Source organism: Dietzia sp., from assembly GCF_036741115.1.
In the GTDB taxonomy this organism is placed as follows: Bacteria; Actinomycetota; Actinomycetes; order Mycobacteriales; family Mycobacteriaceae; genus Dietzia.
The window spans coordinates 25,281-42,188 of the sequence record NZ_DAINST010000017.1; the positions used below are offsets into that span (position 1 = coordinate 25,281).

The 16,908-nt window shown below is 71.2% G+C and carries 15 protein-coding genes and 1 pseudogene; 10 read left to right on the forward strand and 6 right to left on the reverse strand.

Annotated elements, in window-relative coordinates:
* From V7E05_RS04435 to purM, 8 genes and pseudogenes are all read left to right on the forward strand, one after another.
* Window positions 1-463, forward strand: a pseudogene (locus tag V7E05_RS04435) (hypothetical protein); the annotation flags it as partial.
* A gap of 122 nt (window positions 464-585) precedes the next feature.
* The gene (purS, locus tag V7E05_RS04440) at window positions 586-852 is read left to right on the forward strand and encodes a phosphoribosylformylglycinamidine synthase subunit PurS (protein WP_333618462.1); all 267 of its coding nucleotides are present in this window, start codon (window positions 586-588) and stop codon (window positions 850-852) included.
* The gene (gene purQ / locus V7E05_RS04445) at window positions 849-1,526 is read left to right on the forward strand and encodes a phosphoribosylformylglycinamidine synthase subunit PurQ (RefSeq protein WP_333618463.1); all 678 of its coding nucleotides are present in this window, start codon (window positions 849-851) and stop codon (window positions 1,524-1,526) included. Before purS ends, purQ begins: the two co-directional genes overlap by 4 nt.
* Window positions 1,527-1,551: 25 nt before the next feature.
* Complete coding sequence (locus V7E05_RS04450) at window positions 1,552-2,850, forward strand: saccharopine dehydrogenase family protein (protein ID WP_333618464.1); 1,299 nt, start codon at window positions 1,552-1,554, stop codon at window positions 2,848-2,850.
* A gap of 26 nt (window positions 2,851-2,876) precedes the next feature.
* Window positions 2,877-5,204 carry a phosphoribosylformylglycinamidine synthase subunit PurL gene (purL, locus tag V7E05_RS04455; RefSeq protein ID WP_333618465.1) on the forward strand — a complete coding sequence of 776 codons (2,328 nt, stop codon included), beginning with the start codon at window positions 2,877-2,879 and terminating at the stop codon, window positions 5,202-5,204.
* A 21-nt stretch (window positions 5,205-5,225) separates the two neighbouring features.
* Window positions 5,226-5,690, forward strand: a complete 465-nt coding sequence (locus V7E05_RS04460) for a sterol carrier family protein (RefSeq protein WP_333618466.1) — start codon at window positions 5,226-5,228, stop codon at window positions 5,688-5,690.
* A 321-nt stretch (window positions 5,691-6,011) separates the two neighbouring features.
* Entirely contained in the window at window positions 6,012-7,568 is a 1,557-nt protein-coding gene (gene purF, locus V7E05_RS04465) for an amidophosphoribosyltransferase (protein WP_333618467.1), read from the forward strand.
* A gap of 169 nt (window positions 7,569-7,737) precedes the next feature.
* Window positions 7,738-8,814 (forward strand): phosphoribosylformylglycinamidine cyclo-ligase, encoded by a 1,077-nt coding sequence (gene purM / locus V7E05_RS04470; protein ID WP_333618468.1) that lies wholly within the window; start codon window positions 7,738-7,740, stop codon window positions 8,812-8,814.
* 270 nt (window positions 8,815-9,084) lie between these two features.
* On the opposite strand, the gene V7E05_RS04475 is transcribed toward purM, so the two are convergent.
* Window positions 9,085-9,264: a DUF3073 domain-containing protein gene (locus V7E05_RS04475; protein ID WP_333618469.1), complete on the reverse strand. Its 180-nt coding sequence runs from the start codon at window positions 9,262-9,264 to the stop codon at window positions 9,085-9,087.
* A 275-nt stretch (window positions 9,265-9,539) separates the two neighbouring features.
* Entirely contained in the window at window positions 9,540-10,613 is a 1,074-nt protein-coding gene (gene ygfZ / locus V7E05_RS04480) for a CAF17-like 4Fe-4S cluster assembly/insertion protein YgfZ (protein ID WP_442891595.1), read from the reverse strand.
* Between the two features lie 139 nt (window positions 10,614-10,752).
* Here ygfZ and V7E05_RS04485 point away from each other — a divergent pair, with 139 nt between their 5' ends.
* On the forward strand, window positions 10,753-11,730 hold the full coding sequence (locus V7E05_RS04485) for an aminodeoxychorismate lyase (protein ID WP_333618471.1): 978 nt from the start codon (window positions 10,753-10,755) through the stop codon (window positions 11,728-11,730).
* A gap of 54 nt (window positions 11,731-11,784) precedes the next feature.
* On the opposite strand, the gene V7E05_RS04490 is transcribed toward V7E05_RS04485, so the two are convergent.
* From V7E05_RS04490 to V7E05_RS04505, 4 genes are all read right to left on the reverse strand, one after another.
* A complete protein-coding gene (locus V7E05_RS04490) occupies window positions 11,785-13,482 on the reverse strand; it encodes an anthranilate synthase component I family protein (RefSeq protein ID WP_333618472.1) in 1,698 nt (565 codons plus the stop codon).
* Window positions 13,483-13,526: 44 nt separating this feature from the next.
* Complete coding sequence (locus V7E05_RS04495) at window positions 13,527-14,219, reverse strand: FABP family protein (protein ID WP_442891594.1); 693 nt, start codon at window positions 14,217-14,219, stop codon at window positions 13,527-13,529.
* A 127-nt stretch (window positions 14,220-14,346) separates the two neighbouring features.
* Window positions 14,347-15,183 (reverse strand): sulfurtransferase, encoded by an 837-nt coding sequence (locus tag V7E05_RS04500; protein ID WP_333618473.1) that lies wholly within the window; start codon window positions 15,181-15,183, stop codon window positions 14,347-14,349.
* A gap of 33 nt (window positions 15,184-15,216) precedes the next feature.
* On the reverse strand, window positions 15,217-16,182 hold the full coding sequence (locus V7E05_RS04505) for a hypothetical protein (RefSeq protein ID WP_333618474.1): 966 nt from the start codon (window positions 16,180-16,182) through the stop codon (window positions 15,217-15,219).
* A gap of 194 nt (window positions 16,183-16,376) precedes the next feature.
* On the opposite strand from V7E05_RS04505, the gene V7E05_RS04510 reads away from it, so the two are divergent.
* Window positions 16,377-16,908: winged helix-turn-helix domain-containing protein (locus V7E05_RS04510; protein WP_333618475.1), on the forward strand; the 532-nt coding region annotated here is incomplete at its 3' end.

Sequence of the window (16,908 nt, forward strand, 5' to 3'; positions counted from 1 at the left end):
GCCGCCCCGCTGGGTTGCCTCTCCCGGAGCGATGGAGGCGCTGCCCGCCGCGGGCTTCTCGATGTGCGCGGACATCTCCGGCATCCACGACCTCGCGACGGGAGGATTCGCGCGCGGGCGCATGCTCTCGCTCGGCGAGGGATTCGTCGCCGACGCGCTGTGGTGCCGCGCGATGGTCGCTGCTGCCGGACGCATCGCCGGCGTCGGCGGGCTCGTCCGCCTCAACATCGCCGCCAAGCATCTCCAGCGGCCGAACCCCCGCGCGGCGCTCTTCGAGGCCATCGACACGGCCATCTCCGGCCACGGGGCCAAGCCGACTCATTACGAGCCCTACCGCGCGGACGACGGCGACGGTAAGGGCAACGACTCGGCAGCGGACGATCGCGCAGTGGGCGATGCGGCACAGGTCGCCAAGAGCGCGGACGTTGTGGACGCAGCCGCCACCTCGGCCTCTCGCCGGTAGCCACTCGCCAGCGGCTAGACTCGGAAGCCGAGCACCGGAGGGAATCCGGCCTCCGCGCGCGGCCGTGCCGCACCCGGGATCCAGACCCTCCATATTCCCGCCGTACCTCACGAGGAGTGTCGATGGCCCGCGTCGTAGTCGAAGTAATGCCGAAGCCGGAGATCCTGGATCCCCAGGGCCAGGCCATCCACCGCGCCCTCGGGCGCCTCGGGCACGCCGGAATCTCCGATGTCCGCCAGGGCAAGCGGTTCGAGCTCGAGGTCGACGACTCCATCTCGGACTCCGAGCTCGCCGAGATCGCCGAGGGTCTCCTCGCCAACACCGTGATCGAGGACTGGAAGGTCGTGCGCCCCGAGGGCGCCGAGACCCACGCCGAGGCCGCGAAGTGAGCGCCCGGATCGGGGTCATCACCTTCCCCGGGACCCTCGACGATGCCGATGCGGCCCGCGCCGTCGTGCGCGCCGGTGCCCAGGCCGTCCCGCTGTGGCACGCCGATGCCGATATCAAGGGCGTCGATGCCGTGGTGGTTCCCGGCGGCTTCTCCTACGGGGACTACCTGCGCTGCGGAGCGATCGCTGCGATGGCGCCCGTGATGGGCACGGTCGTGGAGTCCGCGCGCGGCGGGATGCCCGTGCTGGGCATCTGCAACGGTTTCCAGATCCTCTGCGAGGCCGGTCTCCTCCCCGGCGCGCTGGCCAGGAACGAGCGGATGCACTTCGTCTGCCGAGACGAGTGGCTGCGCGTCGAGAACACCTCGACAGCCTGGAGCTCGCGCTTCGACTCTCGTGCCGAGATCCTCGTGCCCCTCAAATCGGGGGAGGGGCGCTACGTAGCCGACGCCGCGACCCTCGCCGAGCTCGAGGACTCGGGCCGCGTCGTGTTCCGCTACGCGGCCGGCGCCTCGAACGGCTCGAGCAACGACATCGCCGGGATCAGCTCCGCCGACGGCCGCGTTGTCGGGCTCATGCCGCACCCCGAGCACGCCATCGACCCCCTCACGGGGCCGAGCACCGACGGACTCGGCCTCTTCCTCTCCGCCCTCGACGCGGCGGTCGGGGTCTAGGAGGCCCGCGGGCCGGTAGGAGCAGGTGATCGAGCAGATGAGCAAGGAGACGCCCAGCCGCCAGCGCAACGCCGGGCGGGACTTCGACATCGTCGTGTTCGGCGCCACCGGCTTCACCGGATCGCTCGTCGTCAACTACCTCTCCGGACATCTCCCGGCCGAGGCGCGGTGGGCCATCGCCGCGCAGACCCGGGCAGATCTCGAGACGGCAGCCGAGAGGCTGCGCCGGGCCGCGCCCAAGGCGGCGCCGCCCGAGCTGCTCGTCGCCGATGTCATGGATCCGGAGCGGGTCGCGGAGATCGCCCCACGCGCTCGCGTGATCATCTCCACGATCGGCCCGTACCTCGAGCGCGGTGGCGTGCTCGTCTCGCTGTGCGCCGCCCATGGGACCGACTACGTCGACCTGTGTGGGGAGACCGAGTTCGTCGACCGTGTCTTCCTCGAACAGAATGCGCTCGCGGAGTCGACGGGCGCCCGGCTCGTCCACGCCTGCGGCTTCGAATCCGTCCCCGCCGACCTCGGCGTCTACTACACGATGCAGCACGTCCCCGAGGGCGTGGGCATCGCGGTCACGGCGGCGCTCAGCGTCGACGCGCGCTTCTCGCAGGGGACCATCGACAGCGCATTCGGCCAGTACCGCAGGGCCCGCGAGGCCAGGGATGCCGCGGAACGGCGCCGTCATCTCGAGGGGGCGCCACTCGGACGGCGCGTCCGCTACGTGCGGGGCCTTCCGCACTACGACGAGGTGCTGCGCCGCTGGCTCGTGCCGCTGCCCACGATGGACCCGAGGGTCGTGACCCGTACGGCGTCCCACCTCGACACCTACGGCCCGGATTTCTCGTTCTCGAACTACGCCGCCGTCGACCACTTCGCCACCGTCGCGACGGGCATGGCGGCGGTCGGCTCGATCTTCGCGGCCTCGCAGGTCCCGATGCTCCTCGGCGCGCTCGACTCCGCACGCAACTCCTTCCAGCGCCACCGCCGAGAGCGCTCTGGTGTGCACCATCACGAGGGCCCGAGCGACGTCGACAAGGCCCGGGTCCAGCGCGGCGCGGAGGGCCCGGACGTGCTGCGCCGGGCGCGCTCCTCGTTCAACCTCACGCTCCTCGCGCAGGGCGGCGGGCGCACGGTGGTCACCACCGTGTCCGGGGGCGATCCCGGCTACTCGGAGACGTCGATGATGATCGCCGAGGCCGCCATGTGTCTCGCGTTCGACGAGAACCCGGACGTGTCCGGGCAGCAGACCCCCGCGCTCGCGATGGGCGACGCCCTCCTGGACAGAGTCCGCGAGGGCGGGCTCAGGTTCGACGTCCTGCAGGACTAGGGAAGCGAACGTCTAAGCTTGTGGACGTGAGCGACTCGATCGATAGCACCGCCAGCGCCGCCGCCAGCCCTGAGCTCGAACAGCCCTGGGCCGAGCTCGGCCTCAAGGAAGACGAGTACCAGCGCATCCGCGAGATCCTGGGCCGCAGGCCTACGGACGCGGAGCTCGCCATGTACTCGGTCATGTGGTCGGAGCACTGCTCCTACAAGTCGTCGAAGGCGCACCTGCGCTACTTCGGCGAAACCACCACCGATGAGATGCGCGAGCGGTTGCTCGCCGGCATCGGGGAGAACGCCGGCGTCGTCTCCATCGGCGACGGCTGGGCGGTCACCTTCAAGGTGGAATCCCACAACCACCCGAGCTACATCGAGCCGTACCAGGGCGCCGCTACAGGCGTCGGCGGTATCGTCCGCGACATCATGGCGATGGGCGCGCGGCCCGTGGCGGTCATGGACCAGCTGCGCTTCGGCGCGATCGACCACCCCGATACCCAGCGCGTCGTCGGCGGCGTGGTCGCCGGTGTCGGCGGCTACGGCAACTCCCTCGGCCTGCCGAACATCGGCGGCGAGACTGTGTTCGATGCCTCGTACCAGGGCAACCCGCTCGTCAATGCGCTGTGTGTCGGCGCGCTGCGCGAGGAGGATCTCCACCTCGCCTTCGCGTCGGGCGCCGGCAACCGGATCATCCTCTTCGGCGCCCGCACCGGGCTCGACGGCATCGGCGGCGTCTCCGTGCTCGCTTCCGAGACCTTCGACGAGACCGAGGGCGCCCCCCGCAAACTCCCCAGCGTGCAGGTCGGCGACCCGTTCGCGGAGAAGGTGCTCATCGAGTGTTGCCTCGACCTCTACCGTGACGAGCTCGTCGTGGGCATCCAGGACCTCGGCGGCGCCGGTCTCTCGTGTGCCACGAGCGAGCTCGCGGCGGCCGGCGACGGCGGCATGCGGGTCGTCCTCGACAACGTCGCGTGCCGCGCGGAGGGGATGTCCGCCGCGGAGATCCTCTCTTCCGAATCGCAGGAGCGCATGTGCGCCGTGGTCGCCCCCGAGAACGTCGAGGCGTTCTTCGAGGTGTGCCGCAAGTGGGACGTACTTGCCACCGACATCGGCGAGGTCACCGAGACCGGCCGGCTCGTCATCGAGCACAAGGGCGAGGTCGTCGTCGACGTCCCGCCGAAGACCGTCGCCCACGAGGGCCCGGTCTACGACCGCCCGCTCGCGCGCCCCGAATGGCAGGACGAGCTGCAGGCGAACACCACCGCGGGCCTCGCGCGCCCGGCGAGCGGGGACGAGCTGCGCTCCACGCTGCTCGAGATGCTCGCCTCCCCGGCGCTGTGCTCCCGCCGCTTCATCACCGAGCAGTACGACCGCTACGTCCGCGGCAACACCATCGCCGCGGAGCACGCGGACGGCGGCGTGATCCGCATCGACGAGGAGACCGGCCGCGGCGTGGCGATCTCCACCGACACCTCGGGCCGCTACACGCAGCTCGATCCGTACCGCGGCGCGCAGCTGGCGCTGGCGGAGGCGCACCGGAACGTTGCCGTCACGGGTGCCGAGCCCATCGCCGTCACCAACTGCCTCAACTTCGGTTCGCCGGAGGACCCTGCCGTCATGTGGCAGTTCCAGCAGGCCGTGCGCGGTCTCGCGGACGGCTGCGCGCAGCTCGGCATCCCGGTGACCGGCGGCAACGTCTCGTTCTACAACCAGACTCGCGACCAGGCGATCCTCCCGACCCCGGTGGTCGGCGTGCTCGGCGTGCTCGACGACGTCTCGCGCCGCAACCCCACCGGCTTCGGCGATACCCCGGGCGAGCTCATCTACGTGATCGGCGAGGTGCGCGACGAGTTCGACGGCTCCATCTGGGCGCAGGTCGCCCACGACCACCTCGGCGGCGTCCCCCCTGAGGTCGACCTCGAGTGGGAGGCCACCCTCGCCCGCATCATGGGCGCATGCTCGCGCGACGGCCTCGTCACCTCGGCGCACGATGTCTCCGAGGGCGGCCTTGCGCAGACGCTCGTCGAGGCGGCGATCGCCGGCGAGTGCGGCGTTCGGATCGTGCTCCCCGAGGGCGAGGACTCGTTCGTGTGGCTCTTCTCCGAGTCCGCCGGCCGCGTCGTCGTCTCCGTGCCGCGCGGCGAGGAGCCCCGCTTCCAACAGATGCTCGCGGCACAGCGGCTGCCGCACGCGCGCATCGGGGTCACGGACACCGGCTCCGGCGAGTTCGAGGTCCAGGGCCTGTTCACCGCCCCGCTCTCCGAGCTCTCCGCCGCGTGGGAGGGCACGCTTCCGGCGCACTTCGGCTCGCAGACCGCCGCCGTCGCAGCCGAGGCGGGCGCCTCGCTCGACGAGCTCTGAGGCGTCCGGGGACTCGATCGCATGGCCGCGCAGAGGAAGCCGCCGGAGCATGCCGAGGTGCTCGCGGCGCTGCGGGATGCGGAGCCCTGGCTCCGCGAGGTCGCGGACCTGCGCCGTCAGGCGGAAAGCGGTGAGGCCGCGGCGGCGCCAGGCAGCCCCACACCGGGCACCGAGACGCCGGGCCCCCACCGCGCTGCCGTCGCCGCCGCGGTGCGCGGCACGCTCGCCTTCCTCGCGGGAGAAGCCCCCGGGCACTCTGTCGAGGTCCGCGTCCCGCCCTTCGGCGCCGTGCAATGCGTCGAGGGGCCGCGCCACACGCGCGGCACCCCGCCGAACGTCGTCGAGACCGACCCCGGCACGTGGCTTCTGCTCGCCACGGGCGAGCTGTCCTGGGAAGCAGCAGTGACGGCGAACCTCCTCGATCTCTCCGGCGTCCGCGCCGGCGAGGTGGCGCGGTCCCTGCCGGTCGCCCGCCCGCGCCCCTAGCGGGGACCGAAGTGGAGCGAGCTGCGGGGATCACCCCTCGGCCCACCCCGCACCTCGCGCGCGTGAATAGCCAATTGCGCACCGGGAAACGTAAGGTAATGGCGCGGCGTGAGGGGATCGGCTGTCGCCCTCCGAAGGCGGTGTTGCCTCTCTTTCCCGCGCCCGGACAAGATCCGCGAGCACGTTTCCTCTCCACGTGCCTGCGGCCTTTCGCACTGATGGGAGTTCCGGCCAGTGGTCGAACCACGCAAGTCGTCCGTTCGTAGCAGCAGAAGCGTTCCCCGGAGCGCGCCACGGTCCCTCGGTCTCCCCGATCCGTCCGTGCCCGGGCCGGCGGGCCTTCCGCTGCGGCCCGAGCGTCTCGGACCCATCGAGGAGTGCGGTGTCTTTGGCGTCTGGGCGCCGGGCGAGGACGTCGCGAAACTCTCCTACTACGGGCTCTTCGCGCTGCAGCACCGCGGCCAGGAGGCAGCGGGCATCGCGGTCGGCGACGGCGAGCAGGTGCTCGTCTACAAGGACCTCGGCCTCGTGAGCCAGGTATTCGACGAGAAGACCCTCGAGGCGATGACAGGCCACGTCTCCGTCGGCCACACCCGGTACTCGACCACCGGCTCGACCGTGTGGGAGAACGCGCAGCCGATGTTCCGCACGACCGCCGCGGGCAACGTGCTCGCGCTCGGGCACAACGGCAACCTCACCAACCACGACGCGCTCACCGAGCGCGCGGTCGAGCTGGGGATCCCCGGATACCAGCGCGGCGGCACGCACTCCGATTCGGACATCCTCGCGACCCTGCTCGCGCACCTCGCCGCGGACCTCACCATCGAGGAGGCCGCCGCGCAGCTGCTCCCGCAGGTCGAGGGCGCGTTCTCGCTGACCTTCTCCGACGAGCAGACGCTCTACGCCGCGCGCGACCGCTACGGCGTGCGTCCGCTTGTCCTCGGCCGCCTCGAGCGCGGCTGGGTCCTCGCCTCCGAGACCTGCGCGCTCGATATCGTCGGCGCGTCGTTCGTCCGCGAGATCGAGCCGGGCGAGCTCATCGCGATCGACGAGAAGGGTGTGCGGACCAGGCGTTTCGCGGAGTCGAAGCCCAAGCGCTGCGTTTTCGAGTACGTCTACCTCGCGCGTCCCGACTCGGTTCTCTCAGATACCCTCGTCCACTCGGCGCGGCAGGAGATCGGGCGCTCGCTCGCCCGCGAGTTCCCCGCGGATGGCGATCTCGTGATCCCCGTGCCGGAATCCGGCACCCCCGCCGCGGTCGGCTTCGCCCAGGAGTCGGGGATTCCGTTCGCGCAGGGGCTCACGAAGAACGCCTACGTCGGCCGCACCTTCATCCAGCCCTCGCAGACCATCCGGCAGCTCGGCATCCGGCTCAAGCTCAATCCGCTGCGCGAGGTGATCCGCGGTAAGCGTCTCGTCGTGGTCGACGATTCGATCGTCCGCGGCAACACCCAGCGCGCGCTGATCCGCATGCTCCACGAGGCCGGGGCGAGCGAGGTCCACGTGCGCATTGCCTCGCCGCCCGTGCGGTGGCCATGCTTCTACGGCATCGACTTCGCCTCGCCCGCCGAGCTCATCGCCAACGGCGCCGAGTCCGAGGCCGAGGTGCTCGAGGCCGTGCGCCGCGCCATCGGCGCGGACAGCCTCGGGTACATCTCCGTTGACGGCATGGTCCGCGCCACCGGGCAGAGCTCGGATTCGCTGTGCGCGGCATGCTTCGACGGCCAGTACCCGGTTCCGCTCGACGACGAGCGGTACCGGGGCGTGAAGTCCTGTGGAACGCCGATCCAGCTCGAGACCGTGGTCGATGCGCGGTCCTCCGGGCAGTCCGGAGCCGACGTCGCCGGCTCCTCGCCGGAATCCGTCTCCAGCACGTAGACGGGGTGGCGCGGAGGTCCGCCGTCATTCGGCCGGGATGCCGGTCGGCCTTTACGCGGGCCCACGGGGGCGGCACGGTAGATTTGAGCGAGAGTTCGACCGAAAGTTCGACCGAGAGTTCGACCCGGATTCGGGACATGGAAAAGACGAGCAAGGGATCGATGCCGAGATGACCGACAAGCCCAGCACTGGCGCCTCCTACGCGGCGGCCGGAGTCGATATCGACGCCGGCGAGCGGGCCGTCGAGCTGTTCGCCCCGCACGCGAAGCGCGCGACGCGACCAGAGGTCACCGGCGGGCTCGGCGGCTTCGCCGGCCTCTTCGCGCTCAAGAACAACTACCGCCAGCCGCTCCTCGCCTCCTCGACCGACGGGGTCGGCACGAAGATCGCGATCGCGCAGGCGATGGACATCCACGACACGGTGGGCATCGACCTCGTCGCGATGGTCGTCGACGATCTCGTGGTCTGCGGCGCGGAGCCGCTGTTCATGCAGGACTACATCGCCATCGGCAAGGTCGTCCCCGAGCACGTGGCGAAGATCGTCGAGGGCATCGCGGAGGGCTGCGTCCGCGCCGGATGCGCGCTGCTCGGCGGCGAGACCGCAGAGCACCCTGGCCTCATGGCGCCGGGGGAGTACGACATCTCGGGCACCGGCGTCGGAGTCGTCGAGGCGGACGAGGTGCTGGGCGCCGACCGCGTGCGGCCCGGCGACGTGCTCATCGGCATGGAGTCCTCCGGCATGCACTCCAACGGCTACTCGCTCGCCCGCCACGTGCTGCTCGACATCGCGCGCCTCCCGCTCGAAGGGCACGTCGAGGAATTCGGCCGCTCGCTCGGCGAGGAGCTGCTCGAGCCGACGCGCATCTACTCGCTCGACTGCCTGTCGCTCATCGCCGAGACCGATGTGCGAGTCTTCTGCCACGTGACCGGCGGCGGGCTCGCGGAGAACCTCGGCCGGGTGATCCCCAAGGGCCTCACCGCGAAGATCGACCGCGCGAGTTGGAAGGTCCCGGCGGTGTTCGGCATGGTGCAGCAGCACGGCCGCGTCGAGGTCGCCGAGATGGAGCGGACCTTCAACATGGGCGTCGGCATGGTCGCCGTGGTGGCCCCCGAGGACGTCGACCGGGCGCAGGCGATTCTCACCGCGCGGCACCTCGACAACTTCGTCATGGGCACGGTGGAGAAGGCCGAGGCCGACGGGCCCGAGACTCTCGTCGAGGTCTTCGGCTCGCACTCGGCGTTCTAGTTCTAGGAGCCTCGGGCACTACTGGTACCCCAGAACCGGCAACGAAGCGGGCGGACCGATCGAGTCGGTCCGCCCGCTTCGTGCATCTGGCTTTCCCACCGGCCGCGCGATGCGCACCGTGCGCGGACGACGGGCACCTCCGCCTCGCCCCTGGCCGCAAGATCGCGGCCGGGGCACAGGGGAGGTGTCAGGTCGTGCGGTGAGACGAACCGGCCGCCTACCTACGACGACCCGGAGATAGGCGGCGGTGCCGACGGGCCTCGAGCGGTACTAGCGCTGGGCGTATCCGTCGTCGTACTCGTCCCAGGCGGCCTCGTCGTGGATGGGGTCGTGGGCGGGCTTTTCCCCCGCCAGCTCACGTTGCAGCCGTTCTAAGTCCGTGCTCGGAGTGTTGTACTTGAGCTCGCGAGCGACCTTGGTCTGCTTTGCCTTTGCGCGGCCTCGGCCCATTAGCCTGACCCCCTCGGAAACTGGTGCTGGGCCACCTCGGGGGTGCCCATTGCATGAATGTGTGTATTTGCCTGGGAACAGGATAGCCAATTACGCAACAAAAGTCCCGGCGGCCCACCCCGTACCGGGCATGTGCTCGGCATTCGGCGAAACGCCGGGTCGTGCGGCGGGGGGACCGCGGGAATAAGAAGGTCGTTCTTTCGGCGGAACACGCCGCATACTGGGGTTTTTCGCCCGCCCGCTCGCCGATCCGGCGGACGGGCGCCGTGGCCTGCTCAGCCCTTCCTGAGCCTGTCGATCGCCTCACGGCCGGCCTGCGGGCCGGAGTCGTCGGGCAGGGAATCGGGATCGATCGAGGCGGCGGCATCGCCGACCGTGAGCTCGATATCGGCGCCCACATTGCGCTTGACCAGAGCGAGCGCGATGGGCCCGAGCTCGAAGTGCTGGACGGCCGTGCCGAGGCGGCCCACGGTCCGCGCACCGGCCTTGACCTCGGTGTCGGGAGCGGGCAGCTCGTCCGCCGTGCCGTCGAGCATGAGCCGCACGAGCGCCCGCGGCGCGCGCCCGAGATTGTGCACGCGCGAGACCGTCTCCTGTCCGCGGTAGCAGCCCTTGTCGAGGTGCACGGCGCCGCCGGACTCGACACCGCCGATCCAGCTCGGCACTTCGTGGGGGATGGTCTTGCCGTCGAGATCCGCGGCAGAGGGGAGGAGCTCGGCCACACGCAGCGCATTCCACCCCCATGCGCCCATGACGGCGGAAGCCGATTCCGCCACGGCGTCCCACGCGCGCCGGAGCTCGGGACGGGAGACCACGAGATCCACCCTGTCCCCGGCGGACCCCGGCTGCGCCCGGCGGGCGACCAGCCAGCCGGGGCGGGCGCCTTCTGCGCCGTCATCCAAAGGGGCGAGCGCGCGCAGCGCATCTGGCCCGACAACGGTGAGCAGCGCGTATTCGGGGGCGAGGCGTGGGGTGACCTCGGCCCAGAAGACCATGCGATCGAGGAACGCGAACAGAGCTTCGGCTGCGCCGGCGGGCGTGTCGAGGAGGAGCGCGTCCTCCGTTGCGGTGACCCCGAAATGGTGCTCGACGCGGCCGTTGGCATCGAGGACGAGGCTCTCGGTGGACTGCCCGGGGCTCAGCTCGGTGACGTGCTGGCTGATGAACCCTTCGAGCCACGTGAGGCGCTCCGGCCCGGTGATCTCGATGAACTCGCGGTCGGAGCGGTCGACGAGCGCCGAATCCCGGGCGGCCGCGCGCTGCTCGGCGAAGGGATCGCCGAAGTGGAGAGCCGTGGCGCCTTGGGGATCGGGTACCGCGCCTGGGGCCGCGAGCGAGGGCGGCGGCACGGCCGCTGCGGCCGGTTCGGGGGCTGCGCCGGTATCGCCGGCGAGGGCATCGTTGGACGGGTGGGGCTCCCGGTCGCCCGGTAGGGCCCGCCCCTCGTCTGAGGTACTCACGTCCCCGATTCTAGCTACCGTGGAGGGCATGACGAACTCTCCGGATGCTGCCCCCGATCGCACGGCCGCGGACCACCGCAGGGTGGTGGTGCATGTCGCGGGTGGAGGTCTCGCGGAGCCGCGGGTCGTGGATCCGGACGCGCCGCTGCTCCTCGCCGATGACCTCGCAGCGGTGCGCGGCGATGGCGCCTTCGATTCGCTGCTGCTGCACAGGGGCAGGGCGCTCAAGCCGTTGCGCCACATCGCGCGGCTCGGGCGCTCGGCGCGGCTGCTCGAGATCCAGGGCCCCGGCGAGCAGACGTGGAACGAGGCCATCGCGCTCGCGGAGCAGGCATGGGTGGAGGCGCATGGCGGCCGTGCGGATGCCGCACCCGATGCGCTCCTGCGCCTCGTCCTCTCGCGGGGCCCCGAGCACGAGCCGGGCAGGGCGGAGGATGCGACGGCGTACATCACCGTCGCCGCCGCGAACCCGCACCTGCCGACCGTCCGCCGCGAGGGCATCGCCGTGCAGATCCAGCAGCGCGGCTTCTCCGTGGACCTCGCGGACTCGGCGCCGTGGCAGCTCCTCGGCGCGAAGACGCTCTCCTACGCGACGAATATGGCGGCGCTGCGCCACGCGGCGTCGGCGGGCTTCGACGACGTCGTGTTCGTCTCCTCGGAGGGCGAGGTCCTCGAGGGGCCTCGCTCGACGATCGTCGCGGTGCGGGAGGGAGCGCTGCTCAGCCCTCCGGCGGGGATCGGGATCCTCGAGGGCACGACCCTCGGCGCGCTCGCCCAGTACGCCGAAAGCCAGGGAATCCCCGTGCGGCGCGAGCACCTGCTCATCTCCGATCTCTACGCCGCCGATTCGGTGTGGTTTCTGTCCTCGATCACGCTCGCGGCGCGCGTCCACCGGATCGACACCCACGAGATCGGGGGCCGGGTCCCGGGGCTCGACGTCGGCGTGCTCGTCGCCGAGGCCGTCGGCTACAAGGGTTGGCCGGGGGAGCGGCTCGGCGGGGCGTAGGCGCCTGGGCCGGGAGCACGTGCCGGGCGCCTCGACCAGGCGCCTGGAATTCGATCAGCCCTGGCCCTCGAACTCGCCGCCGAGCGCATCGAGCACGGGGCGCAGCTTGACCATCGTCTCCGCGAACTCCGCCGCCGGATCGGAATCGGCGAGGATCGCGCCGCCGATGCCGATGCTCGCGCGCCCGCCGCAGACGACGGCGCTGCGGATCGTGATCGCGAGATCCGCCGTCCCCGAGGCCCCCAGCCAGCCGACTGCGCCGGAGTAGAGGCCGCGCGGCGCCCCCTCGAGTTCGGCGCACAGGTCCATGGCGCGACGCTTGGGCGCGCCGGTCATCGAACCGCCGGGAAAGGTCGCCGCGAGGGCGTCGACGGCGTCTCGGCCGGGCGCAAGCAACCCCTCGACCGCGCTCACGAGCTGGTGGACGTGCGCGTACGTCTCGACCGCGCAGAGCTGCGGAACGCCGATCGTGCCCGGTGCGCACACGCGGCCGAGGTCGTTTCGCAGCAAGTCGACGATCATGAGGTTCTCCGCTCGATCCTTCGCGTTCCCCGCGAGCTCGTCGCGCAGGGCGGCGTCCGCCTCCGGGTCCGTGCCGCGCGGCCGCGTCCCCTTGATCGGCCGCGTCTCCACTCCGCCGCCAGCGTCGACGCGGAGGAATCGCTCCGGGGAGGCCCCGAGGAGAGCCCAGCTGCGCTGCTCTTGCTCCCCGCTGGCGCGGAGGAACGCGGCGAAGGGAGCAGGGGAATGACGGCGGAGGCGCCCATACGCCCCGAGCGCGTCGGTCGGCGCCGGTCCGTGGGCGGAATTCGTCAGGCACACCTCGTAGGCCTCGCCGTGGGCGATCGCGTCCTTGATCGCGGAGATCGCCCAGAGGTACTCCTCCTCCGAGTGGCGCAGCCGGAAGGTCCCGCCGGTCTGGCCGGATGCGCGCGGGGCATCGCCGTCGGTGGTGACGTCGCGGCGCAGGGTACCTGCGGCGCCGTCGGCCTCGGCCCACGCGCGCGCGGCGAGGGCGAGCCACTCCGTGGCTGCGGAGCCGGTCGGGGCAGCAGCAGTATCGGTGAGGGCCTCGGGGGCGCTGTCGGCGCCAGCCGCTTCGACATCGGCACAGAGCGCGACGGCCTCCCCGGTGTAGTGGTCGACGACCACGAGGCGGGAGGGAACGAGAGCGATCGCGTCTGGGACGCCCGCGAGTGCGCTGTTGCCGGCCGGAGCTTGATCATCGGTGGGCGGGGCGCCGGGGGCCCCGAGCTCGTAGCCCAGCGCGACGACGAGGCCCGGCTCGAAACCGGAAGGTAGGGCGGGCGCGGCTCCTCCGTCGTCAGAGGTGATGGGCCTCTCGGAGGAGGAGAGCAGCTCGCGGAGTCGGGGCCAGAACTCCGTACCTTCGTCGATGCCTCCGCCACCGGCAGAGAACGCTCCCTCGACACCACCCTTGCCTGCCGATCGGCAAAACTCGTGCACTGCGCCGAACGGCCCCTCGGTATCGCCGAGCACGGAGAGGCGCCCGAGCGTCGGGTGCGGGGCGGCGCTGTCGAGCCAGAACGAGGCGGACTCGGAGCCGGCGAAGAGTGCAGAGAAGACGGCGGACGTGCGCGCGGGGGAGACGCGCGGCGCGGCGGAGGGATCGGCGCCGTGATCAGGGGCAGGACCAGATCCGAAGGCGGGGGATGTGCCTGCGCCCGCAGACGCGAGAACCCCCGCGGCGAGCGATCGCGCGCGCCAGACGACGCGGGTGCGGTGGCCCACTGCGGGGGTTCCTCGGGACGGGGTTTCGAGCCGGCGGGACCGGACTAGCCGGCGAGCCGGTGGAGACGCGCGGAGAGGGTGGGCACGCGACCCTTCTCGGGATGCACGCGCTCCTCGACCCAGCCGAGATCGCCGTTCTCGACGAGCCCGTAGAGGCGGATTGCGCCGCCGAGCTCGGGGCCGGTGGGTGTCGACATCGTGGCGTCGGTCGAGACTCGCCACGAGGACTGGTTGAGCGGCTTGCCGTAGTACGCCTCGATCACGCCGGAGGCGTGGACGATGAGGAACTCGATCTCGTCGTCGTTCGAGATGCGCCAGAAGCCGCTCTCGCGGTAAGCCGGGATATCGGCCGCGCCGTCCTCGCCGATCGTCCACGAACGCGAAGACCAGCTGAGGTAGTTCTCGCCGTCGTGCGTGACGATGATCTGCTGGCCGAAGCGGTGCTCGCCGTGGGTCTTCGTGTCCGCCTCGCCCTCGCCCTCCCAGACGCCGACGAGCGGCAGGAGCGCGAGAAGGCCGGGATGCAGATCCGGGCCCTCGCGCAGGTTCGCGGTATCGCGAGCGATGGGGAGTTCACCGAAGGGGGTCACGTTCCGGTCGGCCGTCACCCGGGCGCGCTCGGCGGCCTTCTCGACCGCCTCGTTGCCCGAGGCACCGACCTTCTTCGGGGCCCGCGACTGAGCGGGCTCGTTCGCGGCGACGGGCTCGTCCGGCTTCGGGGTCTCGTCGTTGCTCACGTGTTCCCTAGGACTCGTCGTTGAGCGTGCGGTAAATGATGTAGACGGACACCAGCGTGATCACGACGATCGCCAGTACCAGCAGAATCTCGAAAAACAGGACCATGGGATCGATCCTATCTCATGCTCAGCGTTCCACAGGAACGCCGATGAGGGATCCGTACTCGACCCAGCTCCCGTCGTAGTTCGCGACGGCGTCGACGCCGAGGATCTCGTGGAGTACGAACCACGTGTGCGAGGAGCGCTCCCCGATCCGACAGTAAGAAACGATCCGCGCGCCGTCCTCGGCCGCGAGCAGCGCCTTCGCGTATGTCCTTCGCAGTTCCTCGTCGTCCCGGAAGGTGCCGTCGCGCGCCACCGCGCGGTTCCACGGGATCGACAGGGCTCCGGGTATATGCCCGCGCTGCTGCCCACCCTCCTGGGGGAGGTGCGGCGGGGCGAGGAGTCGCCCGGTGAACTCGTCGACGCTGCGGACGTCGATGAGCACGTCCTCCCCGAGCCCGGAGAGCACGTCCTCGCGCAGCGCGCGGACAGTCGCGACGGGCTCGGGCACGGGGTAAACGCTCGCCTCGGGCTCAGGGACCTCCCCGACGAACGGGTGGCCCTCCATCTCCCAGCGCATCCGTCCGCCGTCGAGCATCCGCAAGTCGGCGTGCCCGTAGTAGCGGAACAGCCAGTAGCCGAACGCCGCGAACCAGTTGTGGTTGCCGCCGTAGAACACGACCGTGTCGCCGGGGGAGATGCCGCGGGCCGAGAGCAGCGCGGCGAATTCCTCGGGCCCGACGATGTCCCGCGAATCGGACGATTGGAGGTCGGTCCGCCAATCGAGCGCGACGGCGCCGGGGATGTGGCCGAGCGCGCCGTATGCTTCGGCGTCCTCGTCCACCTCGACCACGCGGATTCCCGGGGTGTCGAGGTTCTCGGCCATCCACGCGGTTGTCACTAGGACGTCAGATCGTGGCATGGCTGCCAGCTTAGCCCCGTGAACCGGCCGGGATCAGCCGTGGTCCCCGCCTGTGTCGCCCGCGCCGGTGGCACCGCCGCCGGAAGCGTTCGTCCCGTCGAGCGCGACGGCGAGCGACGCGGCGAGGTCCGCGGGCGCGAACTCGACCTCGTCGAACCGGGCGCTCACCACGATCGTGTGCGCCCTCGCCTCGATGCCGGTGGGCGGGAGTCCGAGTGGAATCGACCGCGATCCGAATCCCACGCCGTGGCCCACCAGCGACGACGGCGAGCCGGGGGCGCCCTGCCCGTCCTCGGTGCTCGTCTGGCCGCGCCCGGCAAGGGAACCGTCTACCCCGTCGATGACGGCGGAGGCCGAGCCCTCCCCGGACCGCAGCCCTACTTCGAACGCCGCGTCCTCGTCGCCGCAGGCGCCGGCCTTCGTGGCGGCGGCGGGATCGCCCGCGAGCTCCGGGCGGAGGATTCGCCCGCCGATGCGCGCCCTGGGCTCCGCGCCCCCGACGAGGCTGCCGTTCTCGAACGCCGTGAGGTGCGCGGCGCAGAGGCCGAACGGGGTACCCAACTCCTGTGATCCGAATTCCAGGGAGACGCTTCCGCCGCGGGCCACGACCGTCTTTCCGCCTCTCTCGCCCTCGCCACCGGCGTCGAACTCGAGGGAGTCTGCGGTGAGGTGCACGGTCGCTGTCGTCGCGGGCCGTGGGTCGCCGCCCGCTGCGCCGGCTCCCGAGATCGCCACAGGCACTTCCGGAACGGTGATCTTGACCCCGGACCATTCGCGGACGGAGGAGGTCGAGAGGGTCCATGCAGGGCTCCCCAGGACGGAGGCCGGTGGTCGGGGATCGCCGCCCGGGCGGATCGCGGAGGCCAGGGTCGCCTGATGGCTGCCGGCGACGACGAGGCCGGCGACGGCGACGGCGAAAATCGTCGTCACCACGAGGAGTGCCCCGTAGCCCGCGCGGCGCGCGAGGCGCCGGGTGCGCGGTGCTGTGCGGGGTGTCATAGCTGGCCCGAGCCTTCCTCTGCCGTCCGATGCCGTCCTCTGCCGTCCTCAGCCGCCCGTGCGGCGGCCGGCGTGAGCGCGGGCGCCACCGGCGGGGAGTGTGTGGGCAAGCGTATATACTCGCCAACCATATGTAGAGCCGACGCCCGCGACAGGGCAGCGTCGGCGCGCCCGGGCGATCGAGGAGGCCGAGAATGGACGTACTTCTCCTCTCGCACGATGGAGTCGAAGACGCGGTGCCCTCGCTCGGCCTGCTCGCCCACAAGGTCACCGTCGCTCCGGCCACGGCAGCCGCCGTGAGCGCCGCGGCAGACGCCGAAGCAGTGATCGTCGACGCGCGCGCCGAGCTTGCCGCCGCGCGGACCCTGTGCCGCCTTCTCTCCGGCGCCGTCGAAGCGCCGGTGGTCGCGCTGGTCTCCGAGGGCGGGCTCGTCGCGGTCAATGCGGAGTGGGGGATCATCGAGCTGCTGCTGCCCTCGATCGGCCCGGCGGAGCTCGATGCCCGCCTCCGCCTCCTCGCCTCCCGCTCCGCGAGCGCGGAGGTGGAGAAGACGCTGCTACAGCTCGGCGAGCTCGTGATCGACGAGGAGACCTACCTCGCCCGACTGCGCGGGAAGCCGCTCGATCTGACCTACAAGGAATTCGAGCTGCTCAAGTATCTCGTGCAGCACGCCGGCCGTGTGTTCACCCGCGAGCAGTTGCTCCATGAGGTGTGGGGCTACGACT

What these genes read in the sequence shown, in the direction of transcription:
- V7E05_RS04475 (WP_333618469.1), bottom strand. Translation starts at nt 9,264, where the DNA reads ATGGGCCGAGGCCGCGCAAAGGCAAAGCAGACCAAGGTCGCTCGCGAG.
- V7E05_RS04500 (WP_333618473.1), bottom strand. Translation starts at nt 15,183, where the DNA reads ATGCCACGATCTGACGTCCTAGTGACAACCGCGTGGATGGCCGAGAAC.
- V7E05_RS04505 (WP_333618474.1), bottom strand. Translation starts at nt 16,182, where the DNA reads ATGACACCCCGCACAGCACCGCGCACCCGGCGCCTCGCGCGCCGCGCG.
- V7E05_RS04460 (WP_333618466.1), top strand. Translation starts at nt 5,226, where the DNA reads ATGGCCGCGCAGAGGAAGCCGCCGGAGCATGCCGAGGTGCTCGCGGCG.
- V7E05_RS04485 (WP_333618471.1), top strand. Translation starts at nt 10,753, where the DNA reads ATGACGAACTCTCCGGATGCTGCCCCCGATCGCACGGCCGCGGACCAC.
- purM (WP_333618468.1), top strand. Translation starts at nt 7,738, where the DNA reads ATGACCGACAAGCCCAGCACTGGCGCCTCCTACGCGGCGGCCGGAGTC.
- purS (WP_333618462.1), top strand. Translation starts at nt 586, where the DNA reads ATGGCCCGCGTCGTAGTCGAAGTAATGCCGAAGCCGGAGATCCTGGAT.